The sequence below is a fragment of the Pseudolabrys sp. FHR47 genome (genome assembly GCF_005153485.1).
Lineage (GTDB): Bacteria > Pseudomonadota > Alphaproteobacteria > Rhizobiales > Xanthobacteraceae > Pseudolabrys.
Genome location: NZ_CP039740.1, coordinates 1,244,220 through 1,269,781, shown reverse-complemented (window position 1 = coordinate 1,269,781; position 25,562 = coordinate 1,244,220). Strand labels below are relative to the sequence as shown.

Annotated in this window: 40 protein-coding genes; 20 read left to right on the top strand and 20 right to left on the bottom strand. The window is 64.1% G+C overall.

Annotated features, from left to right (window positions below; all coding sequences use genetic code 11):
• Positions 1-49 precede the first annotated feature (49 nt).
• The 4 genes from E8Q40_RS06340 to E8Q40_RS06325 all read left to right on the top strand — a co-directional run bounded on the left by E8Q40_RS06340 (position 50) and on the right by E8Q40_RS06325 (position 2,673).
• Positions 50-601 carry a hypothetical protein gene (locus E8Q40_RS06340; protein WP_137043581.1) on the top strand — a complete coding sequence of 184 codons (552 nt, stop codon included), beginning with the start codon at positions 50-52 and terminating at the stop codon, positions 599-601.
• Between the two features lie 153 nt (positions 602-754).
• Positions 755-1,261 (top strand): GNAT family N-acetyltransferase, encoded by a 507-nt coding sequence (locus E8Q40_RS06335; RefSeq protein WP_137043580.1) that lies wholly within the window; start codon positions 755-757, stop codon positions 1,259-1,261.
• Between the two features lie 81 nt (positions 1,262-1,342).
• A complete protein-coding gene (locus E8Q40_RS06330) occupies positions 1,343-1,630 on the top strand; it encodes an osmoprotectant transporter permease (RefSeq protein WP_137043579.1) in 288 nt (95 codons plus the stop codon).
• Between the two features lie 101 nt (positions 1,631-1,731).
• Entirely contained in the window at positions 1,732-2,673 is a 942-nt protein-coding gene (locus E8Q40_RS06325) for a YiiG family protein (RefSeq protein WP_137043578.1), read from the top strand.
• Between the two features lie 77 nt (positions 2,674-2,750).
• Here E8Q40_RS06325 and E8Q40_RS22115 read toward each other — a convergent pair whose 3' ends face one another.
• Complete coding sequence (locus E8Q40_RS22115; protein ID WP_205995707.1) at positions 2,751-3,194, bottom strand: hypothetical protein; 444 nt, start codon at positions 3,192-3,194, stop codon at positions 2,751-2,753.
• Between the two features lie 248 nt (positions 3,195-3,442).
• On the opposite strand from E8Q40_RS22115, the gene E8Q40_RS06315 reads away from it, so the two are divergent.
• From E8Q40_RS06315 to E8Q40_RS06305, 3 genes are all read left to right on the top strand, one after another.
• Positions 3,443-3,703: a hypothetical protein gene (locus E8Q40_RS06315; protein ID WP_137043577.1), complete on the top strand. Its 261-nt coding sequence runs from the start codon at positions 3,443-3,445 to the stop codon at positions 3,701-3,703.
• Between the two features lie 63 nt (positions 3,704-3,766).
• Positions 3,767-4,204, top strand: a complete 438-nt coding sequence (locus E8Q40_RS06310) for a cupin domain-containing protein (RefSeq protein WP_137043576.1) — start codon at positions 3,767-3,769, stop codon at positions 4,202-4,204.
• Positions 4,191-4,475, top strand: coding sequence for a hypothetical protein (locus E8Q40_RS06305; RefSeq protein ID WP_137043575.1), 285 nt, complete (start codon positions 4,191-4,193; stop codon positions 4,473-4,475). Before E8Q40_RS06310 ends, E8Q40_RS06305 begins: the two co-directional genes overlap by 14 nt.
• Before the next feature lie 9 nt (positions 4,476-4,484).
• Here E8Q40_RS06305 and E8Q40_RS06300 read toward each other — a convergent pair whose 3' ends face one another.
• The 3 genes from E8Q40_RS06300 to E8Q40_RS06290 all read right to left on the bottom strand — a co-directional run bounded on the left by E8Q40_RS06300 (position 4,485) and on the right by E8Q40_RS06290 (position 6,738).
• Entirely contained in the window at positions 4,485-4,658 is a 174-nt protein-coding gene (locus E8Q40_RS06300; RefSeq protein WP_137043574.1) for a PLDc N-terminal domain-containing protein, read from the bottom strand.
• Positions 4,659-4,770: 112 nt separating this feature from the next.
• Positions 4,771-5,409 carry a LysE family translocator gene (locus E8Q40_RS06295; RefSeq protein WP_137043573.1) on the bottom strand — a complete coding sequence of 213 codons (639 nt, stop codon included), beginning with the start codon at positions 5,407-5,409 and terminating at the stop codon, positions 4,771-4,773.
• A 36-nt stretch (positions 5,410-5,445) separates the two neighbouring features.
• Positions 5,446-6,738, bottom strand: coding sequence for a flavin-dependent oxidoreductase (locus tag E8Q40_RS06290; protein WP_137046614.1), 1,293 nt, complete (start codon positions 6,736-6,738; stop codon positions 5,446-5,448).
• A 157-nt stretch (positions 6,739-6,895) separates the two neighbouring features.
• Between E8Q40_RS06290 and E8Q40_RS06285 the strand changes: the two genes are divergently transcribed.
• Both E8Q40_RS06285 and E8Q40_RS06280 read left to right on the top strand, forming a co-directional pair.
• The gene (locus E8Q40_RS06285; RefSeq protein ID WP_137043572.1) at positions 6,896-7,102 is read left to right on the top strand and encodes a hypothetical protein; all 207 of its coding nucleotides are present in this window, start codon (positions 6,896-6,898) and stop codon (positions 7,100-7,102) included.
• A gap of 88 nt (positions 7,103-7,190) precedes the next feature.
• Entirely contained in the window at positions 7,191-7,520 is a 330-nt protein-coding gene (locus E8Q40_RS06280; protein WP_168197941.1) for a hypothetical protein, read from the top strand.
• On the opposite strand, the gene E8Q40_RS06275 is transcribed toward E8Q40_RS06280, so the two are convergent.
• Positions 7,517-7,924, bottom strand: coding sequence for a hypothetical protein (locus E8Q40_RS06275; RefSeq protein WP_137043570.1), 408 nt, complete (start codon positions 7,922-7,924; stop codon positions 7,517-7,519). The genes E8Q40_RS06280 and E8Q40_RS06275 overlap by 4 nt on opposite strands.
• 165 nt (positions 7,925-8,089) lie before the next feature.
• Here E8Q40_RS06275 and E8Q40_RS06270 point away from each other — a divergent pair, with 165 nt between their 5' ends.
• Genes E8Q40_RS06270 through E8Q40_RS06260 form a run of 3 tightly spaced genes read left to right on the top strand, consistent with a single transcriptional unit; the run spans position 8,090 to position 10,478 of the window.
• Positions 8,090-8,698 (top strand): L,D-transpeptidase, encoded by a 609-nt coding sequence (locus tag E8Q40_RS06270; RefSeq protein WP_137043569.1) that lies wholly within the window; start codon positions 8,090-8,092, stop codon positions 8,696-8,698.
• 55 nt (positions 8,699-8,753) lie between these two features.
• Positions 8,754-9,524 carry an SDR family NAD(P)-dependent oxidoreductase gene (locus E8Q40_RS06265; RefSeq protein ID WP_137043568.1) on the top strand — a complete coding sequence of 257 codons (771 nt, stop codon included), beginning with the start codon at positions 8,754-8,756 and terminating at the stop codon, positions 9,522-9,524.
• Between the two features lie 33 nt (positions 9,525-9,557).
• The gene (locus E8Q40_RS06260) at positions 9,558-10,478 is read left to right on the top strand and encodes a 3-hydroxyacyl-CoA dehydrogenase NAD-binding domain-containing protein (protein WP_137043567.1); all 921 of its coding nucleotides are present in this window, start codon (positions 9,558-9,560) and stop codon (positions 10,476-10,478) included.
• Here E8Q40_RS06260 and E8Q40_RS06255 read toward each other — a convergent pair.
• From E8Q40_RS06255 to E8Q40_RS06245, 3 genes are all read right to left on the bottom strand, one after another.
• A complete protein-coding gene (locus E8Q40_RS06255) occupies positions 10,475-11,404 on the bottom strand; it encodes a 2-dehydropantoate 2-reductase (RefSeq protein WP_137043566.1) in 930 nt (309 codons plus the stop codon). The two genes, E8Q40_RS06260 and E8Q40_RS06255, sit on opposite strands and share 4 nt — an antisense overlap.
• A 108-nt stretch (positions 11,405-11,512) precedes the next feature.
• Positions 11,513-11,953: a hypothetical protein gene (locus tag E8Q40_RS06250; protein WP_137043565.1), complete on the bottom strand. Its 441-nt coding sequence runs from the start codon at positions 11,951-11,953 to the stop codon at positions 11,513-11,515.
• A gap of 117 nt (positions 11,954-12,070) precedes the next feature.
• Positions 12,071-12,565 carry a YbhB/YbcL family Raf kinase inhibitor-like protein gene (locus E8Q40_RS06245; protein ID WP_137043564.1) on the bottom strand — a complete coding sequence of 165 codons (495 nt, stop codon included), beginning with the start codon at positions 12,563-12,565 and terminating at the stop codon, positions 12,071-12,073.
• Between the two features lie 220 nt (positions 12,566-12,785).
• Between E8Q40_RS06245 and E8Q40_RS06240 the strand changes: the two genes are divergently transcribed.
• From E8Q40_RS06240 to E8Q40_RS06230, 3 genes are all read left to right on the top strand, one after another.
• Positions 12,786-13,319, top strand: a complete 534-nt coding sequence (locus E8Q40_RS06240; RefSeq protein WP_137043563.1) for a CvpA family protein — start codon at positions 12,786-12,788, stop codon at positions 13,317-13,319.
• A gap of 83 nt (positions 13,320-13,402) precedes the next feature.
• Positions 13,403-13,648 (top strand): DUF2188 domain-containing protein, encoded by a 246-nt coding sequence (locus E8Q40_RS06235; RefSeq protein ID WP_137043562.1) that lies wholly within the window; start codon positions 13,403-13,405, stop codon positions 13,646-13,648.
• A gap of 56 nt (positions 13,649-13,704) precedes the next feature.
• Positions 13,705-14,391 (top strand): YoaK family protein, encoded by a 687-nt coding sequence (locus E8Q40_RS06230; RefSeq protein ID WP_137043561.1) that lies wholly within the window; start codon positions 13,705-13,707, stop codon positions 14,389-14,391.
• Positions 14,392-14,395: 4 nt separating this feature from the next.
• Here the strand turns inward: E8Q40_RS06230 and E8Q40_RS06225 are convergent, their stop codons facing one another.
• Positions 14,396-14,776 carry a DUF930 domain-containing protein gene (locus E8Q40_RS06225; RefSeq protein ID WP_168197749.1) on the bottom strand — a complete coding sequence of 127 codons (381 nt, stop codon included), beginning with the start codon at positions 14,774-14,776 and terminating at the stop codon, positions 14,396-14,398.
• A gap of 152 nt (positions 14,777-14,928) precedes the next feature.
• A complete protein-coding gene (locus E8Q40_RS06220; protein ID WP_137043559.1) occupies positions 14,929-15,321 on the bottom strand; it encodes a VOC family protein in 393 nt (130 codons plus the stop codon).
• On the opposite strand from E8Q40_RS06220, the gene E8Q40_RS06215 reads away from it, so the two are divergent.
• The 3 genes from E8Q40_RS06215 to E8Q40_RS06205 all read left to right on the top strand — a co-directional run bounded on the left by E8Q40_RS06215 (position 15,314) and on the right by E8Q40_RS06205 (position 17,848).
• Positions 15,314-15,976, top strand: a complete 663-nt coding sequence (locus tag E8Q40_RS06215; RefSeq protein ID WP_137043558.1) for a hypothetical protein — start codon at positions 15,314-15,316, stop codon at positions 15,974-15,976. The two genes, E8Q40_RS06220 and E8Q40_RS06215, sit on opposite strands and share 8 nt — an antisense overlap.
• 234 nt (positions 15,977-16,210) lie before the next feature.
• On the top strand, positions 16,211-17,248 hold the full coding sequence (locus E8Q40_RS06210) for a hypothetical protein (RefSeq protein ID WP_137043557.1): 1,038 nt from the start codon (positions 16,211-16,213) through the stop codon (positions 17,246-17,248).
• Between the two features lie 138 nt (positions 17,249-17,386).
• The gene (locus E8Q40_RS06205; RefSeq protein ID WP_137043556.1) at positions 17,387-17,848 is read left to right on the top strand and encodes a hypothetical protein; all 462 of its coding nucleotides are present in this window, start codon (positions 17,387-17,389) and stop codon (positions 17,846-17,848) included.
• Positions 17,849-18,148: 300 nt separating this feature from the next.
• Here the strand turns inward: E8Q40_RS06205 and E8Q40_RS21905 are convergent, their stop codons facing one another.
• The 3 genes from E8Q40_RS21905 to E8Q40_RS06195 all read right to left on the bottom strand — a co-directional run bounded on the left by E8Q40_RS21905 (position 18,149) and on the right by E8Q40_RS06195 (position 19,344).
• Entirely contained in the window at positions 18,149-18,313 is a 165-nt protein-coding gene (locus E8Q40_RS21905; protein ID WP_168197748.1) for a hypothetical protein, read from the bottom strand.
• A 161-nt stretch (positions 18,314-18,474) separates the two neighbouring features.
• Positions 18,475-18,744 (bottom strand): hypothetical protein, encoded by a 270-nt coding sequence (locus tag E8Q40_RS06200; protein WP_137046613.1) that lies wholly within the window; start codon positions 18,742-18,744, stop codon positions 18,475-18,477.
• Between the two features lie 201 nt (positions 18,745-18,945).
• Positions 18,946-19,344 (bottom strand): DUF1236 domain-containing protein, encoded by a 399-nt coding sequence (locus tag E8Q40_RS06195; protein ID WP_137043555.1) that lies wholly within the window; start codon positions 19,342-19,344, stop codon positions 18,946-18,948.
• Between the two features lie 258 nt (positions 19,345-19,602).
• On the opposite strand from E8Q40_RS06195, the gene E8Q40_RS06190 reads away from it, so the two are divergent.
• On the top strand, positions 19,603-20,004 hold the full coding sequence (locus tag E8Q40_RS06190) for a hypothetical protein (protein WP_137043554.1): 402 nt from the start codon (positions 19,603-19,605) through the stop codon (positions 20,002-20,004).
• Positions 20,005-20,008: 4 nt separating this feature from the next.
• On the opposite strand, the gene E8Q40_RS06185 is transcribed toward E8Q40_RS06190, so the two are convergent.
• The 7 genes from E8Q40_RS06185 to E8Q40_RS06155 all read right to left on the bottom strand — a co-directional run bounded on the left by E8Q40_RS06185 (position 20,009) and on the right by E8Q40_RS06155 (position 24,587).
• A complete protein-coding gene (locus E8Q40_RS06185; RefSeq protein ID WP_137043553.1) occupies positions 20,009-20,485 on the bottom strand; it encodes a MaoC family dehydratase in 477 nt (158 codons plus the stop codon).
• Positions 20,482-20,943 (bottom strand): MaoC/PaaZ C-terminal domain-containing protein, encoded by a 462-nt coding sequence (locus tag E8Q40_RS06180; protein WP_137043552.1) that lies wholly within the window; start codon positions 20,941-20,943, stop codon positions 20,482-20,484. The genes E8Q40_RS06185 and E8Q40_RS06180 overlap by 4 nt, the downstream gene beginning before the upstream one ends.
• A gap of 21 nt (positions 20,944-20,964) precedes the next feature.
• Positions 20,965-21,429 carry a hypothetical protein gene (locus tag E8Q40_RS06175; protein WP_137043551.1) on the bottom strand — a complete coding sequence of 155 codons (465 nt, stop codon included), beginning with the start codon at positions 21,427-21,429 and terminating at the stop codon, positions 20,965-20,967.
• A gap of 8 nt (positions 21,430-21,437) precedes the next feature.
• Positions 21,438-22,535: a redox-regulated ATPase YchF gene (gene ychF / locus E8Q40_RS06170; protein ID WP_137043550.1), complete on the bottom strand. Its 1,098-nt coding sequence runs from the start codon at positions 22,533-22,535 to the stop codon at positions 21,438-21,440.
• 26 nt (positions 22,536-22,561) lie between these two features.
• On the bottom strand, positions 22,562-23,173 hold the full coding sequence (gene pth / locus E8Q40_RS06165; RefSeq protein ID WP_137043549.1) for an aminoacyl-tRNA hydrolase: 612 nt from the start codon (positions 23,171-23,173) through the stop codon (positions 22,562-22,564).
• 117 nt (positions 23,174-23,290) lie between these two features.
• The gene (locus tag E8Q40_RS06160) at positions 23,291-24,004 is read right to left on the bottom strand and encodes a 50S ribosomal protein L25/general stress protein Ctc (protein ID WP_137043548.1); all 714 of its coding nucleotides are present in this window, start codon (positions 24,002-24,004) and stop codon (positions 23,291-23,293) included.
• Between the two features lie 292 nt (positions 24,005-24,296).
• Positions 24,297-24,587: an accessory factor UbiK family protein gene (locus E8Q40_RS06155; RefSeq protein ID WP_137043547.1), complete on the bottom strand. Its 291-nt coding sequence runs from the start codon at positions 24,585-24,587 to the stop codon at positions 24,297-24,299.
• A gap of 147 nt (positions 24,588-24,734) precedes the next feature.
• Between E8Q40_RS06155 and lgt the strand changes: the two genes are divergently transcribed.
• Positions 24,735-25,562: a prolipoprotein diacylglyceryl transferase gene (gene lgt / locus E8Q40_RS06150; RefSeq protein WP_137043546.1), complete on the top strand. Its 828-nt coding sequence runs from the start codon at positions 24,735-24,737 to the stop codon at positions 25,560-25,562.

Genomic DNA, 25,562 nt, shown 5'->3' with positions numbered 1-25,562 from the left:
CGTGAGCGGCGGCCACCATGAGGCATCTCAAAAAAAGGCCGGTGATGCGATGTTTGTAAAACTCAGGCGATCGCTCGCTGCGCTGTCGATCGCCGCTGTCTGCCTGCTCCTCGCCGATGGCGCGGCGCGCGCCGAGGAGGCGCCAGCGCGGCAGTTCGCCGAGACGCCGCAGCCGGTAGCGCCGCGCGCCACGCCGCCCGCGCCAGCCAAGCCGCCGGCTTCTGGCAGGGATCTCAAGCCATCCACCGCCGTTCCTACGCTCGCGGAGCAGGTGCGTTCGCTGCAGGCCAGTGTCGAGACGCTGCAGGCCGATGTCGCGGCCATGAAGGCGCGTCTGCAAAACGCCGAAAAGGATGTCGGCACGCTGCGCAGCGGCATGACGGCGCTGCAGAACAAGCTGTCGGAGTATCTCGCGAAGGTGTCGTTTACGTGCAAGTCGGCGAGCGTGTCGCGCAGCGGCAGCGGCGTCGAGGAGAACTGTTCGCCCTATCGCTGCCGCGCCATCGACGGCCGCTGCGCGCCGCAAACCTGCAACAGCGTCGACGACTGCGCGCCCGGTTATGTCTGCCTGCCGGGCGTCTTCAAATGCTCCCTGCCGTAACGGAAACCCATCCCGGGGTCTGAGCCTCCGGCTCCTTCCCATTCCCTCGTCGGCGGCGCGGGCTGCGCCGGCACTGCCGCCTTTCCGCGGCCCGCCCCGCAGTGCTATCCACGCCGTCCGACTCGCCACGCCCTCCCCCACGGACCAATCCCCATGAGTTCTCTCCGCATTCGCCGCTTCGCGCCGGCCGACGAACAGGCCGTCATCGATGTCATCCTGCCCATTCAGCGCGAGGAGTTCGGCGTCGCCATCACCGCCGACGACCAGCCGGACCTGCGCGCGATTCCGTCTTTCTATCAGACCGGTCTCGGCGACTTCCTGGTCGCGGAGGCGGATGGCCGCGTCGTCGGCACCATCGGGCTCAAGGACATCGGCGCCGCGCGCGGCGCGCTGCGCAAGATGTTCGTCGCCGCGCCCTATCGCGGCAGCAAGCATGGCGTGGCGCAGGCGCTGCTGACACGCCTCCTCGACGACGCCGCTTCGCGCGGCGTGCGCGACATCTTCCTCGGCACCACCGACAAATTCCTGGCGGCGCACCGCTTCTACGAGAAGAACGGCTTTGCCCGCGTCGAGCCGGAAACGCTGCCGCCGGAGTTTCCGCGCATGGCGGTCGATACGCGGTTTTATCGCCTGAGCCTGAGCGATCGGCCGCCGGCCTAGCCGGACAGATGATCCTGCGCGGCGATCTCGACTTAGCCCCGCGCCCGGCCTAACGTCGCGCCCGTCAAATCGGGGGCGATCATGACCATCTTCATCCGCACGCTGCTCGGCATCGATGCGCTCGCCGCGCTGGTCGTCTTCTATTTCTTCGTTATCGGTCTGGCCGACGGCTCGGTGTCGTCGTTCAACGGCGGATTGTGGTTCGTGCTGCTCGCCGGCATCGCCGCGATCATCGGCGGCGGCTGGGCCCTGCAGGCCAAAGGCTATCGCCGCGCTGCCGCCGCGGTGCTCATGATCCTCGCCGTGCCCGCGGTCGTCTACGCGCTGTTCATCGTCCTGATCCTGATCACCAATCCGCGCTGGAACTAGCGGCCGAAGGGGCGGGAACCGGCTCACATGTGACCCCCGTCACAGTGGCGCGCCGCCGGCGCGCTAGCATTTGTTATGCTGGTCCAACCCGGGGGTCCGCCATGAAACTCCATTCCCCATTCCTGCTCGCGATTATGGGCGTCGTCGCGACATCGCTCGTCGCGTCCGCCCAGACGACACCCAACACCGACAAGGCGAGCGTCGAGAAGATGAATGCCTATGTCGGCTGCATCAACCGGCTGTCGGAGCGCAGCTACGCCTCGCGCGATCGCTACTTCAGCTGGGTCAAGGGCAAGAACGGCCCGACGGGCAAGGAGCGCATCATCTACGGCACCTATACCATCTACGACACCTCCGATTGCCGCCGGAATGTCGAGAAGGCCAATGCGCTGGCGCCGCGCGATGCCGAGCTGGAGGCCGCCGCCGCGGCCTATGCCGATGCGGTAAGCAAGCTTGAGCCGCTCCTCAAGGAAGCCGACGATTATTACGACCAGGAGAACTACAAGGATGACAAGATGGCCAAGGGCAAGGCGCTGCATCCGCGCCTCGTCGCGGCCTGGGACGCTTTCGCCGCCGCCGACAAGAGCCTGCGCGCCAATGTCGAAGCCATCAACGACAAGCGCGCGCTGGAAAAGCTCGCCGCTATCGAGCAGGCCGAAGGCAAGAAGGCGCGCTACCACGTCGAGGCGCTGATGATCAACGCCAAGCGCGTGCTGCGCGCCGAGACCGCCGACAAGCCGGATCTCGCGGCGATCACCTCGGCTCTCAGTGAGTTCGAGGCAATCGTCATCGCCACCGAGCCCTTCGCCTCCGCCGCCGGGCCCGACAAGATCGGCTCGATGTTCGTGTCCAACGCCAAATCGTTCCTCACCACGGCCAAGCAGCTCATGCGCCGCATTCGCGACAAGACGCCTTACTCGACCGGCGACCGCATGATGCTCAGCGGCGCCGGCTCGGGCTGGATGGTCGAAGGTTCGCCGCCGCGGCTGCTTCGCGATTACAATCAGCTCATCGACGCCTATAACCGGGGCGCGCGCATCTAGCCGCCGGAAACGAAAAGGCCGGGACGCTCTTGCATCCCGGCCTTCCGCTCGATGTTGCCTCAAGCTCTCTACGGCGCCTAGAACCTCACATAGCGTTCCTGCGGCTGCGTCACGGCGACGCCGACCAACGTGCCGCCGACGGCGCCGATGCCAGCACCGACCAGCGCGCCACCGCCCGAGGTCAGCGCCGAGCCGGCGATCGAGCACGGCGGACACACCGCCGCACCGATGATGGCGCCGATCACCGCGCCGCCGATCGGATAGAGCAACGGCTCGGACGGGAACGGCGATGCCGCATAAACCGGCTCGGGAGCGTAACGGTAGTTGCGCTCGGCCACACGAGCGCGGCGCGCCTCATAACGGGGCTCCGCGGCATAGGCGGCGCGAACATAACGCGCATCCTGCGCGGAAATACGCTCGTGATAGCGACCGGCGGCGTTGGCCGATGCGGGGATCATGATGGCGACGAGCGTCGCGGCGGTCAGCGCGGTGGCGACGGTACGCATATTGAACTTTGCCATGGGGCTTTCTCCGTTAATTCAGCCAGCCCCGTGCGCTAACGACATCGCCTTGTGTCCGTTCCGCATCATCGCCTGCCTTGCGCAACAATCCGCATGTTTGTTCAAGCCGCACGGCCGGTCTGCATGTCGCGAGCGGCTGCCTTGGCTTTGCCACGCCGCCGGCCCATTGTCGCCCCGGTCGGAGGGAACCCTCGTCGTTACGCCGCGTTCTTGTGCCACCGCACCGGCCTAACGAGGAGCCCTCGCCTTTGTCGTTCTTCTCCGACCTGACCGATCCTGTTCCGCCACCGCAGAATGCCGTCAATCATCGCCTGCTCGGCGCCACCGCAGACGTTTTGAAATACGCGCCGCGCCGACTGCGTCTGGAGAACGGCGACGAGGCCATCGCCCGCGCTCAGGCCGATGCGCGCTACTGGCGCGAGCGCGCCTTCAAGGCCGAGACCCGGCTGCGCGCGCTCGAGACGCGGGTGCAGCAGCTGGCGCGGCGCGCCAGAGAACAGGAGCGCTGAGCGCCGCAATGGACCTGTGTTAGGCTCCGAGTCGTCTCGTTGCCTCGCACCCATCGGTCCGTCATGCACCTTCACCGCCTCGCTCCTGCTTGCGGTCTTGCTTGCAGTCTTGTTCTGCTCGCGCCTGCCGCCGGCGCCCGAGCCGATTCCGCGCCGTCCTATCCCGCCGTGCCGTTGCTCTCGACTGGCCAGACCGTGGTCGGCGAGACCATTCGCTATCCGTCGGGCGATGCCCGCGTCACCGCGTCGATCGTCACGCTGGCACCGGGCGGGCGCACCATCGCCCACCGCCACGGCGTACCCATGTTCGCCTACATCCTCGACGGCGAATTGACGGTCGACTACGGCGACAAGGGCAAGCGCATCTATCGCGCCGGCGATGCCTTGATGGAGGCGATGGCCGTCACCCATGCCGGCGTCAACACCGGCACGGTGCCCGTGCGCATCCTCGCCGTTTATATGGGCGCCGCCGGCGCCAGCGACGTCATTGCCGAGCGTTGACGAGATGACGCGTGCCGCGATCCTTACTCTCGTTCTCCTGATCGGCGCGCCCGTGCTGGCGGCATCGCTAGGCGATGCCGATCTCGCCTGGATCGAAGCTTGCGCCGACCGGCTCAGGAACGAGCGCGGCACGACCGAAAGCAAGGTGAAGTATTGCACCTGCATGCACGAGCAGTTCGACGACAATCGCGATGTCGATCAGACCGAGATGGAGAGGCTCTATCCGCCGCTGCATCTCGCCTGCCAGATCGAGGCCGGCCGCGGCCGCTGAGGCGGCGCCTTAGCGGCGTCCCGCCAGCAGCCAGATCAGCAGGCCGAGCACCGGCAGCAGCAGGATCAGCAGAATCCAGAACAGCTTGGAGCCGCTAGTCTGGCTGCTCTTCATGATCTGGACAATGGCCCAGATGTCGGCCGCCAGAATGATCAGGCCAAGCAGGCCGCCTTCAAATCCCATTATGACAATCCCTTCGCTTGGGTCGGGATGAGAACGGCCGGAGCAGTCGCGGGTTCCGTTGTGGGCTTCTTTCACCCTCCCCTGGGAGGGGGAGGGTAAGAAAAGAAGGCCCCTACAACCTCACCGCCACCAGAATCCGCGTGCCGAGGCCGATCAGCACCGTCCCGAGCGCGCGCTCGATCCAGGTGCGGGCGCGCGCATAGGCCACCTGCACTTTCGGCCGCGAGAACACGAAAGCGACGATCGTGTACCACGACACTTCCTGCACGCCGACAATGGCCACCGCGACCAGCCGCACCCACACCGGCGCATCATGCGGCAGCAGCGCGACGAAAATGCTGGAGAAGAAAATGATGATCTTCGGATTGCCCAGGCTGAGCCAGGCGCCGGTCAGCACCGCGCGCGCAATGCCGTCGCGCGAAGCGGGCGCCGCAGCGGACTGCACCGCCGGCATGGGGTCGCGGCTGTGACGCCATGCGCTGATGCCGAGCCAGATCAGATACGCACCACCGGCAATCTGGATCAGCCCATACACGGAGACAAACTGCGTCATCAAAAGCGCGATGCCGAAGCACGCCGCGGCGGCCCACATCGTCGCGGCAACCGCGACGCCTGCGCCAAGCGCGACGCCTATGCCGAGACTACGGCCGGCGGCGGCGCGGCTCACCATCAGAAACGCCGGTCCCGGACTGATAATGCCGAGCAGATTGGCGAGCGCGAGGCCCGCGAGCGGCCAGAGATAGGAGGACATGCGGTGCGTCTCCCCGTTCGCGCGCTGCCTGCGCGCTCAGACTTCTTCGGTGCTCCGCGCCTGCGCGCCCGGCGCGATGGTCGGCGGCGCGGCGTTGAGCTTCTCGACAGCGAAACCGGCCGCGGCCTTGTAGCCGGCCATGAAGTCGGCGCGCTCCTTTGGCGCAATGACGTCGTCGATATTGTCGAAGGTGCCGCCGCAGCGTTCGTCGACCAGATTGAGCAGACCGAACGGCCCGGCGCCGCGATTGCGCAGAATGAGCTGCGAAATCGGCCCGCACAAAGTCTTGTCATAGGCGGCGAGCGCCTGCGGCGTCGCGCCGTGTTCGATCATGCAGGCGCCCAGAATGCGCGCGTCGATGATGGCCTGGCTGGCGCCGTTGGAGCCGGTCGGATACATCGCATGCGCGGAATCGCCGAGCAGTGCCACGGGCCCATCCTGCCAGGTATCGACCGGATCGCGGTCGATCATCGGATTTTCAAAAGCGCAGTCGGCCTGCGCGATCATCGCCGGCACGTCGAGCCAGTCCCATACCCAGCCGTCGAAGTGATGCGCGAAATCGGAGATCTCGACCTGACGGAACCAGCCGGCCTGCTTCCAGCCGTCACTGTTGTCCAGGGTCACTTCGGCGATCCAGTTGATGGTCGCCAGCCCCGTCTGCGGATCGGGATGCGAGATCGGATAAAACACCACGCGCTCGCGATGCGTGCCAAGGCCGACGAACGACGCGCCCGAGCGGATCGGTTTGCCTTTCGTGGTGCCGCGCCACATCACCGCGCCGCCCCAGTGGATCGGCGGCTGCTTGGGATGCATCTGCGCGCGAATGGCGGAGTGAATGCCGTCGGCGGCGATCAGCAGCGCGCCTTGCACGTCTTCGGTCGAGCCATCCGGATGCTCGATCGACGCGATCACGCCATCGGCGGTCTTGCGATAACCGTTGACACGGCTGCCGAGCCGGACCGCGTCGCGGCCAAGCCGGGCGATCACGGCGTCGTACAGCATCATGTGGAACAGGCCGCGGTGGACGGAGTACTGCGGCCACTTGTAGCCGGCGCCGAGCCCGCGCGGTTCGGAGTAGATGTCGTTGCCATTGAGGCCGACCAGCGCCCACTCCTTGGACGGCACGCCGACGCGGTCGAGATCGGCAGGCGTGAAGCCGAGGTCGTAGAGTTCGCGCACGGCATTGGGCTGGATATTGATGCCGACGCCGAGCGGGCGCATCTCGCGCACGGCCTCGAACACGACACACGGAACACCGATCTGGTGCAGGGTCAGGGCCGTCGCCAGCCCGCCAATGCCGCCGCCGGCGATAATCACGCGATCACGCATACTCATAGGTTTCCCCCAGCTCCGTTTTCTTTAACGGGGCCAGAGGGATGAGGCAAGCCGGGGGCGCCTCCGGGCAATCCCGGAGTGACAGGCCGCCAGAGGCCGTGACAAACAGGATGCCATACGGCCTATAATCGCGGCCAATACGGAGGAACCGATGTCGAACGAACAGACCCTGTCCCGTGACGAACTGAACGACCGGATCGCCATCCTGCGCGACAACATCCGGCAGTTGACGGAACAGGCGGCGGCCTTCTCCGGCGCGGCCGACGAGGAACGGGCGTCGAACCGCATCGCCGAGCAGCAGGACGAGCTCGACCGGCTCATCGCCATGCGTGATGAATTGGACAAGAAGAAATCATAGTAGTTCCCGGCTGCCGCGCTGCCGGCGGCGTGGCACACTTCTCCGCAACGAGCGTTACTGAATCGCTCGATCAACGATGTGGAGGAGTCTGATGGCGACACCGACCATTGCCCGCATCTGGCGGGGCCGCACAAGGCGCGAGCGCGCCGACGAGTATGAATCCTATCTCTATGAGAATGGTGTGAAGGTTCTGTCGGAACGCGCGCTGGCGGTATCACAGTTCCGCGAGGACCGCGAAACCGACAGCGAGTTCATCACCATATCTTATTGGGAGAGTATCGAGGCGATGTCGCGCTACGCCGGCGCCGATCCACGCAAAATACATCATCTGCCGCGCGATCCGGAATTCCTGATCGAACTGCCGGAGGATGTGCAGGTGCTGCGCATCACCTCGGCCTTCCGGCTGTTCGGCGGCTAGAACTTCCAGTCGAGGATGTTGCCGTCATCGATCAGATCGGAGACGTCGCCATCCATTTCCGTCGCAAGCACGTCCGTCGTGTTGATGCCGGAGCCTGGAACGACGTCGGGCTGCGGCAGGCGCTTGCGCATGTCGCGATAGGCCTCGAAGGCAATCGCGTTGCCGACGAACACGCATTTGCACAGCTCGGGATCGGCGTAGAGATAGTAGCGTTGGCCATTCTTGGTGCGCGCCACGAAACGCCGCGTCGGCAGCTTCTTGATATGCGCGAGTTCCTGCGCGGTGTTGGCTGAACGCATGACGAACCCGGCGTCCTCCAGCTTCATATCGGCAGCCAGTTGCGCCAGCGCGCCGCCGGTCCATATGCCGAGCGCGCACATCAATACCATCGTGAAAATTCGCATATCGTCGCCCCTTCGCGCCGGACCTTGGCCGACGCAACATTTTATACGTCAATGCGGCTGTTTGCGCCATCAGAACGCGCCCCGGTGTGTCCGCTGTCACAAACCTGGCAACTTCACATTGTGCTATGGTGCCGTCGTAGACCGTTCGCTGGAAGGAAGCCGCTCATGGTTCGCATAGTCTCACTGACCGCCGCTGCCCTCGCAGCCGCCGTCCTGAGCGTGACAGCCCTGCCCGCCTTTGGTCAGTCTTTCGGCCGCACCTATCCCATCACCATGCAGGAGCCTGCTCCGGGCGTCGATGACACCGGACGCGATGTCGAGTTGCCGCCTGAGTACCGCCGCATGCCCGTGTTCTATCGCAGCGACTATCCGCCGGGCACGATCATCGTCAACACGGCCGATCGCTTCCTTTATCTCGTGCAGGATAACCAGACCGCGCTGCGCTATGGCGTCGGCGTCGGCCGCGATGGCTTCCAGTGGGGCGGCGTGCACAAGATCTCGCGCAAGGCCGAATGGCCGGACTGGACGCCCCCGCCGGAGATGATCGAGCGCCAGCCTTATTTGCCGCGGTTCATGGCTGGCGGCCCGGGCAATCCGATGGGCGCCGCGGCATTGTACATCGGCTCGACCGTGTATCGCATTCACGGCACCAATGCACCGCAAACCATCGGCCAGGCCGTGTCGTCTGGCTGCTTCCGGTTGGTGAACGAGGACATTCAGGACCTCTATTCGCGCGTGCCGGTCGGCACCAGGGTGATCGTTCAGCACCAGTAGCGGAAGCACGTCTCGCCGCGCTATCCTCCGATCCAAAGACATAAGGGGGAGCGCAATGCCGGGGCTGCTGCAAGACCGCGTCGCCGTCGTGACCGGCGGAGGTTCCGGTATCGGCGAAGCCATTGCCATCGGCTATGCGCGCGAAGGCGCAAAGGTCGCGGTGCTCGATATCAACGGCGACTCGGCCGGGAAAACTGCCGCCGCGATCAAGGCGAATGGCGGGACGGCCATCGCCCTTCCCCTCGATGTCAGCCAGCGCGAGGCCTGCTTCGCCGCCGCGAAGGAAGTCGCGCGGCAGCTCGGCGCGGTGTCGGTTCTGGTCAACAATGCCGGCATCAATCGTCGCAATCCGATCGCCGCCGACGCCGATGTGTTCCTGAAGGACTGGCAGGACATCATGGCCGTCAATCTCAACGGCATGCTCAATGTCACGCAGGCTTTCCTGCCGGCGCTGCGCGAGAGCAAGGGCCGCATCGTCAATATCGGCTCGATCCAGTCTTTCGTGCATGTACGCACGCCGAATTCGGCGGCCTATACGACCTCGAAGCACGGCGTGCTCGGCTTCACCAAGGCGCTGGCCGCCGAACTCGGCAAGGACGGCGTTCGCGTCAACGCCATCGGCCCGGGTCTGATCGAGACGCCGCTCAACGCCCAGGTGCGCGCCACCAAGCCGGAAGTGGTGCAGGTCTTTCTCGATCACACGCCGCTTGGCCGCGCTGGCAAACCGGAGGACATCGTCGGGCCGGCGGTGTTCCTCGCCTCCGACATGTCGTCCTATGTCACCGGCACCATCGTCATGGCCGATGGCGGCTACCGTACCATCTGATCATTCGCATCTAATTCTTAAGGAGTGTCGTTCATGTCCAAAGCCGTCGCCGTCGTTGGAGCCGGAACCATTGGGGCGAGTTGGGCCTCGATCTTCCTCGCGCAAGGCTACGACGTACGCGCCACCGATCCGTCACCGCAGGGCGAGGCCTTCGCGCGGCGCTTCATCGCCAATGCCTGGCCGACGCTGGAAACCCTCGGCTGGGTCGTGCCCGGCGCTAGCCAGGATCGGTTTTCGTTTCACGCCTCGCCGACCGAAGCCTGCAAAGGCGTGAGCTTCGTGCAGGAAAGCGGGCCGGAGCGCGAGGACATCAAGATCGAGACCTTCAAGGAGATGGATGCCGCGACGGCGCCGGATGTGGTGATTGCTTCGAGCTCGTCCGGCCTCCTGATCTCGCGCGTCACGGTGAAGTGCGCGCATCCCGAACGCTGCGTCATCGGCCATCCCTTCAACCCGCCGCATCTCATTCCGCTGGTCGAGGTGGTCGCCGGCGAGAAGACGTCGCAGGAGGCGGTCAACAAGGCGATGGCGTTCTATCGCGCCATCGGCAAGCACCCGATCCACATCAAGAAGGAAGTGAAAGGTCATGTCGCCAACCGCCTGCAGGCGGCGCTATGGCGCGAGGCGGTCAGCCTGGTCGCCGACGGCGTCTGCTCGGTCGCCGATGTCGACGCTGCCATCGCCTATGGCCCCGGCCTGCGCTGGGCGCTGATGGGGCCGCACCTGACCTTCCATCTCGCCGGCGGCGAAGGCGGCATGACGCATTTCATGAACCATCTCACGCCGGCTTTGCAGACCTGGATGGACGACATGAAGAACCCGCGCATCATCGACTACAAGCAGCTCATCATCGACGGCGTTACCGAGGAAGCGGGCAATCGCTCGATCGCCGATTTGCAGAAGTGGCGCGACCGCAAGCTGATCGACATTCTCAAAGTGTCGAGCGCGCCTTAAGTCTGCGTCTTCGCGTTTTCTTCGCTGATGGCGCGCAGCAGCGTCAGCAGCAGGCCGTTGAGCGGCGTCGCGATGCCGTATCGCTCGCCGGCGGCGACGATGGCGCCGGTCAGCGCCTCGACCTCGAACGGCCGACCGGCGAGCCGGTCGAAATAGGTCGAGGTGGAAAGGTTCGCACCAAACCCCCGCACCATCTTCAGGACGCGTTGGCTTTCGTCGTCGTGAAGGCCGGCGCCGTCGACCCGCGCCACGCGCCCGGCCTCGTCGAGTATGGCGAGGGACAGGAGCTGAATATCCGGCCGCTCGAACACGGCGAAGCGCTGCAGGGTCAGCGCGGTTATCGGATTGGCGATGGCATTGACCAGCAGCTTGCGCCATTTCAGCGTGACAAAATCGGCACTGACCAAAACGTGCAGCGGCGTATCGCCCATCAACGCGGCGAAGGCGCGGCCGCCCGCATCGTCAGGCACGACGAGTTCATTCTCGCTCACCGGCTTGTAACGCACGTGGTCCGGCGCCAGCCGTTCGCCGTTGTAATAGACCAGCGCCGGCACGATCGCCGCGCCGTTGACATAAGGCGCAATGCGCTCGACGTGATCGATGCCGTTCTGCAAAGCCGCGACCGTCGTCGACGGCGTGCACAGTCGCTCCAGCCACGGCCCCGCCGAGGCCGTCTCATGCGTCTTGGTGCAGAGCAGGACCCAGTCGACGGGTCTCGCATCGGCAGGATCGGTCAGTGCCGTCAGCGGCACCTCGAAAGCGCCGTCGGGGCCTTCGACCATGAGCCGCTCGAGCGGCTTGCGCACGCAGGCGGTGACGTCGTGAAGCCCGGTGCGGGTCAATAAGCCCGCGGCCGTGCCGCCAATGCCGCCGAGGCCGACGACAGCGATACTCAGACGTTGCGGTGAGACCGGCGGCTCTGACATGGCCGCGACGTTCGCGCCATTATTTGACTTTGTCAACTATCTCCGCCGCACGGCAAAACGGGCGGCGCGGCTGCCGCCGCCCGCCCGCGTCGCCGTGATCTCGAACCGTTAGCGCAGCGTCAGCACCAGGCCGCTGAGATCGGCGCTGATGATCAGGCCCGCCTGCCGCCCGGACAGGGTTAGCACCGCGCCCTTCTGGTTGGTCAGCACGACGCCCTGCGCGCCGCGCATCGCGGCGGCGCCGGCGCCAGCCTGGCCGTAGACGCCTTCGATGTCGGAGGCACGGCGAATATTCGACACCGTGCCGTAGAAATTGGTCTCGGACGCGCCGAAGGTGAAACCATAGCTCACCCCGCCGATACCCAGACGATACTTGCGGCCCTGGAAGGTGAGCGTGCCGCTGCCGCCAGAGCCGCCGACGATGAACCCGGCTTTCACGATGCGGATGTGAACGCGGCCGCTATCGGCATGAGCGGCGGACACGAACGCGAAACCGAGAAGCGCAACGAACGCCACCATCGCGGCGCGGATGCTTGCACGGATTGTCATTGGGGAAGTCTCCTTGGGCATGCCGACGCCCGTCGCATTGTTCGCGGCGGCACTGAGTCGGCGCCTCGTCATAATACGCCGGCGGGCTGAAAGTTCCACGGCAACCCGCGGAAACGTTCAGCGCTTGAACAGGCCCATGATGCTCGCTTTGGCGAGTGTCTTGAAATTGAGGTTGAAGCCGATCTGTGCCGCCGGCGTGTCTTCCTTCACGCCAAGCACCTCATTCACGGCGAACACCGTGAACAGATAGCGGTGCGGATGGTCGCCCTGCGGCGGACAGGGACCACCGTAACCGGCAAAGCCATAGTCGGTGCGCGTCTGCAACGCGCCCTTGGGTAACGCACCGCCCGGACTGCCGGCGCCGAGTGCCAGTTCGGTCACATCCGGCGGGATGTTGACCACCAGCCAGTGCCAGAAGCCTGAGCCGGTCGGCGCATCGGGGTCATAGCAGGTCACGGCATAGCTCTTGGTCCCGGCCGGCCCCGGCGACCATTTCAGATGCGGCGACTTGTTATCGCCGGTGCAGCCGAAGCCATGATCGGGCGAACCGGCATGGGTCAGCGCCAGATAGTCGCCATCCTTGAAACTATTGCTCGACACCGAAAATGCCATGACCTCTCTCCTCGCCTGCTCTACAAATTACGCGGCAGTCTAGCCAATGAGCGGCGGTCAAGCCAACGCAGATGAGGCAATGCGGGTCGCCATCATCGTCCTGTCATGCAAACTCGTCCGTCTTCACGCACGGCTGCGGTCAAACTTCGGCGCTGGCCTTGGCCGGCGTCCCGCCTTAGCATAAACACCGCCAGACCCGATCCGCGAACTGGACAATCCCATGCCCGCCGACCTGCCGTTCAACCTGTTCGATGGCGTCGTCATTCTGTGTCTCATCGTCGCGATCGTAGCCGGATTTCGAACCGGCCTCATGCGCAGCCTGGCCACGATCCTCGGCTATGCAGTCGCCGCACCGGCCGCCATCATGATCATGCCGCTCATCCTGCCGTGGGTGAACGAGCGGTTTCAATTCGGTCAGGCACAGACGCCGGTCTTGCTGTTCGCGATCTTCCTGATCGTCGGCTTCCTGCTGGCGGCGCTGATGCGCGGCGCCGTCGGCGAGGTCACCGGTCGTCATGTCGGTGCGTTCGATCGCGCGGCAGGCGCCTTGCTCGGCGCCGTGCGTATTGTACTGGTTGCCGTCCTGATCGTGCTGGTGTTCGACCGCCTGATCCCGCCGGACCGCGAACCGGCATTCCTGGCCGGTTCCAGACTACGCCCGGTATTGTCGCAAGCCGGCGCGCAGGGATTGCGGCAATTACCGCCTCATGTGACCGACTATATCGACCGCATCAAGCGCGAGCACGGCCTGTAGCTCGCGCAATGTCGCCTGTACAATCCGGCGGCGGCCTCCTAAATTTACCGGCAACACACAACGATCTGACGACGAGGCGTCTCATGACCAACGTTACCTATGAAATCGTCGAACATGACGGCGGCTGGGCCTACAAGGTCGACGGCGTATTCTCCGAGCCCTTTCCGACGCATGATGCGGCGCTGGCAGCCGCCAAGCGCGCCGCCGCCGAGCAGATCGTGCCGGGCCACACCGAGGAAATCGAGTACGAAGACGAAAAGGGCAAGTGGCACGCCGAGACCGCGAGCGGCAGCGATCGCCCGACCACGACGGTTAAGGACAGCAAATAGAACGGCCGATATCCGTCGCGCCGGGACCGCACGGATCGTCCGCATCAGGAACGGCGATGAAGAATTTCGGCAGCCCCGGAGCACTCGCCGCTCTGTTGGCATTCAATGGCGGCTTCGTCGACACCGCCGGATTTCTCGGCCTGCAGGGCCTGTTCACCGCACACGTGACCGGCAATTTCGTCACGCTCGCCGCCGCGCTGATTGAAGGCAGTCACGGCATTGTCGGCAAAATGCTCGCGCTTCCGGAATTCGTTCTGGTCGTCGCGCTGGCACGGTTCGCCGGCAATGCGCTGCGCCGCCGCGGCAAATCGGTGCTGTCAACGCTGTTGAGCGTCAAGGTGCTGCTCCTGGCCGCGTTCTTCGTGATGGCTGTTGTCTTCGGCCCGTTCACCAATGCCGACAGCCCGGCAGCGCTGCTTACCGGCTTCGCCGGCATTGCCGCGATGGCGCTGCAGAACGCCGTGCACCGTGTGCATCTCGCCAGCCAGCCGCCATCGACCTTGATGACCGGTTCGACCACGCAGGCCACCATCGATCTCGTCGATCTCCTGATCGGCGGCGCGATGCCGAATGATGAGGCGGCGCGCGTGCGCTTGCGCCGGCTGGCCGCCAGCATCTTCTATTTCGCAGCCGGCTGCGCGGTGTCGGCTTTGCTCTATTGGAAGATCGGTTTCTGGGGTCTGGCCGTGCCGGTTGTCGTTGGCGCGGTGGCGGCGATGATGCAGATTAAACCGGAACAATAAAGCTCTATTGCCAGAGGCCGTAGCTCGCCCACTTTTCCTCCGGTATCTCGTCGCCGACTTTGTAGTCGAACGACAACACCTTGAGGTGTTCGTCATTGGTCAGGCAGGTGTAGCTGAGCGAGTACCACTTGCCACGGCTGCGAAACGCACCGCCTTTCGCTTCCAGCTGATTGCCGGCGATGACAACGTCGACCATGGCATTCGCGACTGCGCGATCGGGACGAAACTTACCCGTATCCTTGCGGATGCGCGCCATGGCCGTGGCGTCACACAGTTGCGCCATGCGGTCGGCCGGCATCAAAAGCTTGAGCGTGCGTTCGAGTTTGGCCTCGGCGAATGCGGCATTCGGTGCTGCGAGCGATATGAGAAAGGCAGTCGCCAGCATCCGACGTCGCATTATCAACCCACCATCTTCGATTGGTCCCCGCACGCATTTACTGGCCGTGACGGCGCGTGGCAACCCTTCACCTTGCGACGAAACTACTTGTGGACGCGCACAATCTCTCATGCGCGCCGCATGCGTCAAATCGCTGAAAATCAGACGTATTTGGGGTCGCGCTCGAGCAGTTCGATCGAAATGCCCTGTGGACCGCGAATGAAGCAAATCTTGATGCCCGGCCGCGGCACATTGGGTTCCATCGTGAACTCGACGCCCTTGGCCTTGAGGTCGGCCGCGACCTTGTCGACATCGGTCACGTGAAAGCCGAAGTGGTCCAGGCCCTGATACGGCGTCACCGGCGGCGGGTTGACGCCGTCACCGGCCTTCACCGGCGCGAGAAAAATCATCGCGCCACCAAGCTTGATATCAACGCGCGGTGCGCCTTGCTGGGTAGACCGGAGAATCTCGCCGCCCAGCATCCGCTCGAACCATTGCGCCGTCGCTTCGACATCCGGCGTGCGCAGATGGATATGGTCCCAGACGATGTTCATGGCATTCTCCCCGATACTGTTGGCGCACCCTAAACCGGATCGCCGGCCTCGTCATGCGGGGCATGCGGACGTCCGCCAGGCGTGCGACCCCGGCGACTCTTGCCGGAAAGCGGTTTTTTCAGCAGCATGCGGTATTCATGCGAATCACCGTCGTGTCTTTGCTTTCGTCTGCGGAAGACCCAATCGGATTCTGACGATGCGCCTTCAACGATCTGCGTGTCAGCCGCGCCGTCAAATCGGCACGCTTGTGCTGTCCGTTCTGGCCGCCGGACTGCTCGGCGGCTGCGAGACGAACGGCGGCCCCTCGAACCCGCTGTCCGAACTGGTGGCCTATAGCAGCGGTGCGCAGGCCAGTGCACAAGCCAGTGCCCAAGCGAACGCTCAAGCCGGTGCCCAGGTTAGCGCTCAGGCGCAGGCCCGGCAGGAAGTCAGGCAGCCCGAAAGGCCAAATTCGCGCGCACAGGCCGCGATGGATTGCTGGGCAATGGTCGAAAAGTCGAAGGCCGGCGCCAGCCTCGACGCGCGCGCCGATTTCGTCAACGACTGCATCGACAAAAAGCTCGGCGCTTCGAACGGCGGCGGCAAGTCCGACGCACGGGCGACCGCCGCGGCGCCGAAGCCCCGGCCGCGGGCCGAAGCCAAGCCGGCTTCCTGACAGCCAAACCGGGGCGATTGCCCCGCGGTGCCGCCAGGTCGGCACAAGGCCGGGCATGACGGAACGAGAGCCTTCACTCAAGCCTCTGAAATGACTCGCCGAATTTCCGGTCAGGCTCTCAGGCCAGGGGCCCGCCTCTCCGCGTCGCAGTCCGCGACCACATCTTTGCCAAACTCTCCCGGCACCTTGGCTGGGTCCGCGACAGGCACTCCCCGGCGTTTAGAGGAATTCGTAATGCGTCGCTCATCGAGCCCCGTCGGCCCGCTGATTGCTGTTGCATTGCTGTGCGCGGCCGCGCCAGTGCGCGCCGACGACATTCGTCACGATGATCAGACGCAGGTCGCTTCCGGAGATGTCCCCGGGTCCGGCGATGCGGAGCTGCAATTGCGCGGCTCGGTCGACGGCTCGGCCTGGAGCTTTCTCGATGCGCCTGCCCCAAAGGTTCAGGTCGAGGATCTGCCGCCGCCTGTCGCGCCAGTCGCGGGTCTTGACGGCGATGTCGCAGCCAAGCCGTTGAGCGCAGAAGAGCGCGACAGGCTCAGCCAGGCCCTGCTGTTCGACGCGCATGATCCCGTCGCCGCGGCGCGCGAGATGCGCCTGCGCAAGACCGCCGGACTGAAGTCGAACGGTTTCGAAGTATCGAAGACCGGAAACGCCGGCGACCTCAGCACTGTCGTTTTCAAACAACCGATCGCACCCGAGACCGGTGACTGGAAAGCGCGTGTCGGTGCCGATCTTGCTGTGGCGCCGGACGCTAGCGCCGGCTGGTCGCCGGACAATCCGCTGCGCGTTCAGCGCAATGCGCGCGCGGCCAATGCGGCTTGGGCGTCGGTCGATGTTCATGAGTTCGCCACCGTCGATGCGCGCGTGAACCCGGCCGGCGAACAGGGCCTGCTCGCCACGACACTGAAGCGGTCCATGCCGATCGGCAGTCATCTGTCGATGACCCTGCAAAGCCGCACGTCGATGACGGAAACATTCGGACGCGGCACGACGACGTCCGACATTCCGCTGATGGCGCTGCCATCGTCCGACGGCACGACGACATCGCGGGTCTGGGGCCAGGAGAATTCGGCGCGGTTCAACATCCTTGCCACCGGCACCGCACTCGGCGCCGGCGTGTCGTCGAGCAGCACCGATCCGGTGACGCACAACACGCTCAGCGCCGAGCAGAAACTTTACGGGCCGTTAAGCGTGTCGACATCGATCCACGACGTCGGCAAAGCGGACGAAAGCCGCTCTGTCCGCGCGCGCGCGCGATTCAGTTGGTAACAAGCGGGGCTAAGACCCGCGAAGTTCCCTCCGCCGCATTCCCGCCCGCTGGCGGCCCAAACCCCGCCCGGTTCACATGTCGCAATCCGCCGCTTCTGGGGGATCATGCGCGCGGTTGCGCCTGTACAGGAGTTGCTCATGACCACGACGAAACCCGACCGTTTCGGTGCCGACAAGTCCGCGGACAAAGCGGGGCCCGAGCGCTTCGCACCGCCGCGCGCACCTGAACGGCTCGGCGAGATCGATCAGGCAGCAGCGAACGCCTTCGAAGGCGAGATCCGCGAATTCGTCCGCCGAGACGTGGCGCGCCGCCCGCGCGGCGAAGCAGAGGCTTCCGGCGATGTCGTTGCCGACAACCTCGGCACGCTCATCCGCCGCGTGTCGAGCCAGTCGATGGACGAGATCGACCGCGTCATTCTGGAACTCCAGGGCGTCCGCGACATGCTCCGCCAGGAGGGCGACCGCGTCACCCGGGAAGTCTCCGGCTATGCCAGCCTGAACCACGCCGCCATGACGGCGATGCAGGTGATCGGCGACAGCCTCAAGCAGTGGCGCGGCGACCCCACCCGGCCGCCTCAGGGCCATCGCCCGGCGAGCTGACCTGCCGCCGGGTACCGCCGGTACGTGCGGTTAGACGGTTCACGGCTCAGGATTGTGGATTTGCCGCCGGACGCATCCGGCAACCTCCGCCGCCAAGGTCTGCCGCGTTAATGTGCAGGGGTCCGTGACTGACTGATTCGTCGTCAGCGGCTGTGCAGTGAGGGAATTCGCTGGCGACATGTCCTGCCGCGCCAATGCGGAGACAGACGTCCGTTCGGACACTCCTCCCAACAACTTGAACCCCGCCGCAGCGGGGTTCTTTTTTGCCGGATTGATCCGACCGGCTCCCGTTCGGAGGCCTTAGCGGCTTTCGTCCGCGGTGATGCCGAAGACGCGGGACCCATCTTCGAAATCGGCGCGCCCGGACAGATGGCCGGCCACGACCACGGCACCCATCATCATCACGAACAGGGTCGCGGCAACGAACATCAGGCCGATTTTTCCAAGTGCATTACGATCGGCCACGGCCGCGTCTCCAAATCCGGTTTCGAGTTGTCAGAACGCCCGGCTGCGGTAATCGCAGGGGGCCGTCTTATCGCGTAGTAAACACGGCTAAAGCATGACCGTTCCGTGATGCAGATCACAAATCTGCAACAAAGGGTCAGAAATTCAGGCAGGGTTAATGCTTAGTTCGCGGCGGCCTTGCCGGCCCGCACGGCTTTGCGCGGCAAAGGGTAGTCGGTGCTGTCGTAGAGCTGCCGGATGCCATTGCCGTCAAAGCGCTTTTCCTCGACCTCGAGATAGGCCCCGAGCAGCAGTTCAGGAGGCAATTCCTCGATGGCAAAACGGATCGCTTCGGCGGCGGTGGAAAAACGCCTATATCCAATCGGACGGCGCGACTTCCGACTCCGGCTCGGAAACAGCTCGGACGGGGCCCGGTAGTTAATCATCGACATCGCCACAAACTCCTCGCGCATGGCATTATGGCCTTGCCGACCCTGGAAATCCAGCTTCCGACTGCTCAAGCGCGGGCGCTCTTCAATCCACCCCCACATCACCACGACGTAAAAAAAAGACCGTCCGGCGGCGGACGGCCTTTTGGAAGTAGGCCCGATATCCAGCAGCGGGCCGATATCCGGCATCGGGCCGGTCCGCGATCAGTCCACCACTTCCGCCACGACCTGGCTGGTGGCCGGGTCGACCAGCAGCACCCGGTTGTTCACGACCATGTATTTGTAGGACTGGATCGCCGGCACTTCGACCGCGACCTCCTGCGGCACGGCGTACAACGTCGTGCTTTGCGGGATCCGTGTGCCGACACGGTACTCGACCGTCGCCTGCGCCGGGGCGACGCGCTCGCGAACGATCGTGCGATAGATGGTCTGGCGCTGCACCGGCGTCAGTTCAAGGCGCTCGGTGGTCGAGACGACCGCGCCGCTCGTCGCCGGTTGCGTGGTGATGACGGTGGTCTGCGCCGAGGCCATACCGGCACCCGCCAGCAGAACGGCAGCCGCCGCAGCCATGCGGCCGCCACGCAGCAAGGTAATGCGCTTCATTGGGGTCTACTCCTCGTTAAGCCGGAAGAACGCCGCATCCCGCAAAGCGTTCCGCCATAACGAAACGCGGCCCATCACAAAACGTCGCCGAATAATTCAAGCGGCTGAAAAATAAATAAGCGCGAAAGCCTGAATCAAATGAATCGGTTAGCCCGATATGCGCCGTCGCGGCGCCTATCGCCGGCGCGGTTTCGGATGCGAATGAACAACGCCTGCGTTACCAATATTGGACCATCGATTCGCGGGGCTACTTCACCGATGATCGTCGAATCCCTGATCGGCTTGTCGCTTGTCCTGAGTTCGCCCGCCACCACCGTCTCGCTGGATGGCCGCACCGACCTCGCCTTCGCGCCGGCGCCGATGCCCGACGTATCGATGCGCCAGAAGGAAACGGCGCTGCTGCCGCTTGTGCAACGCGCGACGGACTGCATTGTCCGCAAGGTCTCGTCGGACCCACGCTATGATGGCGACGTGCGCCCGGCGGCGATCAACGACCTGATCATCGACTCCATCCCGGCCTGCGCGAAGCCCGTGCGCGCGATGATCGATACCCATGACAGGCTGTACGGCTCGGGTTCAGGCGAAGCCTTCCTGCTCGGCCCCTATCTCGACGTGCTGCCGTCGGCGATCGTGCGGCATGCGACCACCAAAACGCGCTGACGCCTCAGACGGCGCGGCGCTCGGCGAATGTCGTGCTGTAGAACGATATGACCGCGGCACCGTCCTGATTGACGCCTGTGGTCAAGAGCGTCAGCAGGCCGAAGCCTGGACGGCTGTTCGATACCCGCAACTCGGTCACTTCCGATCGATAGGTGATGGTGTCGCCGACGTAAACCGGCCTCAGCCACTTCAAATCGCGCAAGCCGAGGGCCGGGCCTCGCTGCGGAATCGGTTCGCCGCGGACCGTCATGGCGTCCAAAGTTTCGCGCTGCTGGTCGATCATCAGCCGCATCCACGCCGCCGCGGTGTGCCAGCCCGACGCGCACAGCGCGCCGAAATGTGAATTCGCCGCCGCGTCTTCGTCCATGTGGAAGAGCTGCGGATCGAACCGTGTGGCGAAGGATTTAATTTCCTCCGCATTGAAGGTGTGGCTGCCGGTCATCAGCACGTCGCCGACGCGCAGATCGTCAAAGTACTTCATGCCGCGGCTCCGGCATTGCGCCGGCCCATCATCAGGCTCGAGATCATGGTCGTGACCACCGCGTCGGCATCGTCGATCATCTCGAACGTCATCCGGACGATGCCCATGTCGGGACGGCTTTTCGAGACGCGCGTTTCCATGACCGTGGCGCGGACCCGGAGATTGACGCCGGGGCGCAGGGGCTTGAGCCAGCGCACCTCCTCGACACCGGGGCTGCCCATCGACGTCGAATTGAGAATGAAGCCGTCGGCGATCATGCGCATCAGCAGCGAGCAGGCATGCCAGCCCGATCCACCGAGCCCACCCAGTAGCGAGGCGGCACCGGCCGCCTCATCAAGGTGCATCGGCTGCGGATCGAACTCGGCGGCGAAGGCGATGATCTCCTCGCGCGTCACATGGCGCGGCCCGTAAATGGCGACGTCGCCGGCCGTGAAGTCTTCGAAGTGGAGCTTTGCCATCACAAAAAGTCTTCTACTTGCCTATTCTTGGTATTCAAGGCTCAAATTCGGGTATGGCCTTCCAGGCTCCTTACCTTCTTTCCGAATTTTCTCATACTTCCAAGGCTCAAGCGTTTGCTCCAAGAAGGTGATCCTTGGTTTGCACTCTTCAGGCAACCTTTGAAGAATGTAGCCGAGCGTCTCTTCGCGTATGAACAGCCACGGGCGAATGTCCCAGCCCTCCGGCGCTCCAGACCGCCCTAACTTTGTAAGCACCACTGGTTTCGTCAAAGAGAATTTTTTCAGCTTCTCAACGAGACGCCGCGGCCTCGGATCATAAGTAACTTCTCCAAGAAAGAATATTTTCTGCCACGGGTCGACTATGAGGAGATCAATCCACCAATTGTCATCCAATCCATCGCCAAAATGCAGAGAGCGTTCTTCTGCAACAAACAAAGTTGGATCAGCAAGAACATAAGACAAAACTTGCTCTTGCAGATAGGCCATTGGTTTTCTCAGTTCGCAAACCTGAAATGCATCACGTCGCCGTCATTGACGACGTATTCCTTACCTTCCAGGCGCATCTTGCCAGCATCGCGCGCACCGGCTTCACCGCTGTAGGCAATGTAGTCGTCATAGGCGATGGTCTCGGCGCGGATGAACCCCTTCTCGAAATCGCTATGAATGACGCCCGCCGCCGCCGGCGCCTTGGTGCCCTGGGTGATGGTCCAGGCCCGCGTCTCCTTCGGACCGACGGTGAAGTAGGTCACGAGATGCAAGAGCTTGTAGCCGGCCTGCACCAGGCGATCGAGGCCGGTTTCCTTGAGGCCCACGGCCTCGAGATAGTCGGCGCGCTCGCTCTCAGGCAGCGTCGCGATTTCGGACTCGATCTTGGCCGAAATCACCACCGCGACAGCGCCCTCTTCCTTGGCGCGAGCTTCGACGCGCTTGGAAAACTCGTTGCCGGTCGCCGCGTGGGCCTCGTCGACATTGCATGCATACAACACGGGCGCCGAGGTCAGAAGGCCCAGCGAATGAAACAGCTTTTCCTCCTCCGGCTTGCGCTCGACGATGCGCGCCGGCTTGCCGTCACGCAAGGGAACGAGGCAGCGCTTGACCAGATCGAGGGTCTCCTTGGCCTCCTTGTCGTTGCCCTTGGCTTTCTTCTCGAGCGCATCAACGCGCTTCTCGAGACTTTCGAGATCGGCCAGCATCAATTCGGTCTCGATGATGTCGATATCGGCGATCGGATCGATCTTGCCTTCGACATGGGTGATGTCATCGTCCTCGAAGCAGCGCACGACGTGGACAATGGCGTCCACCTCGCGAATGTTGGCGAGGAACTGGTTGCCGAGACCTTCACCCTTGGAAGCGCCGCGCACCAGGCCGGCGATATCGACGAAGGTGATGCGCGTCGGCAGGATCTGGCCCGACTTGGCAATGGCCGCGAGCTTTTCCATCCGCGCATCCGGCACGGCGATTTCGCCGACATTCGGCTCGATGGTGCAGAATGGATAATTAGCGGCCTGTGCCGCCGCCGTCTGCGTCAGCGCATTGAACAGAGTCGACTTGCCGACATTGGGCAGGCCGACGATACCGCATTTGAATCCCATTTGATCAGTTCCACATCATTGTCTGTTCAGGCATCGGGCGCCGGCTGTTCCTTGTCGTCGCCGTATCCCTTGGCCGTCATGGTGAGATGAATCTTGTTCTGGAAGCTCGAATCCTTGCCCTCGATGAGCAGCGAAACGTTGTCGGCAACGATGTCGCACAAGGCCTCGACACCGGCCCATTCGTCCTTGGCGAAATCGGCCAGCACATAGCGCTCGACCAGCTTCTTGTCGCCCGGATGGCCGATGCCCAGGCGCACGCGGCGATACTCGTTGCCGATGTGCTGGGAGATCGAGCGCAAACCGTTGTGACCGGCAATGCCGCCACCCGCCTTCACCCGCACTTTGAGCGGTGGCAGCTCGAGCTCGTCATGAAACACGATGACGTCGTTCACCGACAGCTTGTAGAAGCCGAGCGCGTCCGATACCGCGCGGCCGGACTCGTTCATGAAAGTACCCGGCAGCAGCAGCAGAACTTTCTGACCCGCCACATTGCCTTCGACGGCGACACCCTGAAAGCGTTTGCGCCACGGCGCGATGTTGTGGCGACGCGCGATCGCCTCCACCGCCATGAAGCCGATGTTGTGACGGTTGCCGGCGTAGCGGGTGCCGGGGTTGCCGAGGCCGACAAGGAGCAGCATGGCTTTGCCGCCTCCTCAAGAGATCGGTTGAAAGAGCAGTCGCTTGGTAAAATCCCGCCCCGGCAGGACCGGGACGGGATCTTTCGCGACGACAGACAGCCGGAAAGCGGCTGTCGCTTACTTCTTGGCCGGAGCGCCAGCGGCCGGCGCGGCGGCGGGGGCAGCGCCAGCGGCAGGCGCGGCGCCGGCAGCCGGTGCGGCGCCAGCGGCGGGCGCAGCGGCGGCAGCGGTAGCGGCAGCAGCCTGCTGCTTGAGTTCTTCGGCGTAACCCGACGGCGGCACCACGGTGACCAGCGTGAGATCACCCTGGGTGAGCACGCGCACACCTTCGGGCAGCTTCACGTCGGACAGATGCTTCGAGTGGTTGATCTCGAGATCGCCGATATCGACGTCGATCGAACGCGGGATGCGGTCGGCCGGGCACTCGAGGTTGACGAAGTGGGTCACGATGTTGACCGCACCACCGCGCTTCACGCCCGGGGCGGTGTCACCATTGAGCACGTGCACCGCGACCTTGACGCGGAGCGTGGCGCCTTCCGGCACGCGCAGGAAGTCGACGTGCATCGGCAGGTCCTTGAGCGCGTCGAGCTGGTAGTCGCGCGGGATGACGCGATGCTTTTCGCCATCGACATCGAGCTCGCACAGGGTCGTGGTGAAACGGCCCGCATAGATGCGCTGCTTCAGCTCGTCGTGGTCGAGGAGCACCAAAAGGGGGGATTTGTTGTCGCCATAGATGACGCCCGGTACGCGACCGGAATAACGTGCTGCCCGGGAGGCCCCCTTGCCTGCCTTCGGACGCACCGTCGCCTTCATAGTTTGCACGGTGGCCATAGCTTAAGTCCTTCTAGATCAACGGAAAAAGGCGGCACTTGCGGGCCGCCTGCGATACGCGGCAAGCCTCCAGGGGTGCCGGGGGCCGCGTTCAGGCTGGCTTATAGCGGCGGAGGCCGAAAAGGGCAACCGGGGGCAAAATGGCTGCCGGGAGGCCCTTTTTTATCCCTCCCCGTCTTCGGGGAGGATGGCGAGCGATAGCCCGTAGCCCGGGTGAAGCGCAGCGTAACCCGGGATCGACGACTGCCTCGGATTGCGCTGCGCTCCATCCGGGCTACAGGTGTGCCTACGGTCAGGTCACACCCTCGTCCGGGCCTTCCTTGGCCTTCTTCGGCTTGGCCGCTTTGGCCTCCAGCGCGTCAAGGCGGGCCTTGAGCGCCTCGTTCTCCTCACGGGCGAGGCGGGCCATTTCCTTCACCGCCTCGAACTCCTCGCGCGAGACCACGTCGAGGTCGCGCAGCATCTTTTCGGCCTGGGCACGGAACAAGGTGTCGAACTCGCGACGCACGCCCTGCGCCACGCCGGCGGCGTCATTCATGAGACGTGCCATCTCGTCGAAAATGCGGTTGTTGGTCTGAACCATCGTCAATGTCTCCGCTGAGGAAGGTTTCCCCGGGGCCTGTTACGGATCACAATGGCGCTTGGGTCACCAGCCTGCAAGGTCCCAGTATCATAACACGCCGTGCTAAGAGCCTACCGGGCGACTCGCGATATTTTGCCAAGGACGACAATGCCGCTTTTTGTCATACCGTTTCCATATATCGATCCGGTACTGGTCCAGGTCGGGCCGTTCGCAATCCGGTGGTATGCGCTCGCCTATATCGTCGGCATCATCGCCGGCTGGATGTATTCGCGTTACCTGATCCGCACCGAGCGTTTGTGGGGCGGCCCCGCGCCGCTGAAGATCATCGACTTCGACGATTTCGTGCTCTGGGTGACGCTCGGCATCATCCTCGGCGGCCGTACCGGCTATGTGCTGTTCTACAATCTCCCGCATTTCGCCGCACACCCACTCGAGATTTTCCAACTGTGGAATGGCGGGATGTCGTTCCACGGCGGCTTTACCGGCTGCGTCGTCGCTGTGGTGCTTTTCGCCCGCGCGCGCGGCATTCCGATCATGTCTTTAGGGGATTTGACCTGCGCCGCGGCGCCGATCGGCATTTTCCTCGGCCGCATCGCCAATTTCATCAACGGCGAATTGTGGGGCCGGCCGACCGACGTGCCTTGGGCGATGATCTTCCCCAATGGCGGGCCGCTGCCGCGCCATCCGAGCCAGATCTATGAGGCCGGGCTCGAAGGCTTCGCCATGTTCATCTTACTGGCGCTGATGATCCGCTTCGGCGCGCTGAAGAAGCCGGGACTGATCATCGGCTCCTTCGCCTGCTACTATGCGATGGCGCGCAGCTTCTGCGAATTCTTCCGCGAGCCGGACGCGCAGCTCGGCTTCCTGTGGGGCGGCGCCACGATGGGACAACTGCTGTCGATCCCCTTGTTCCTGGTCGGCCTGTGTTTCATCGTCTATGCGATGAAGCACCCGCTCCAAGCCAAGGCGTCCTGA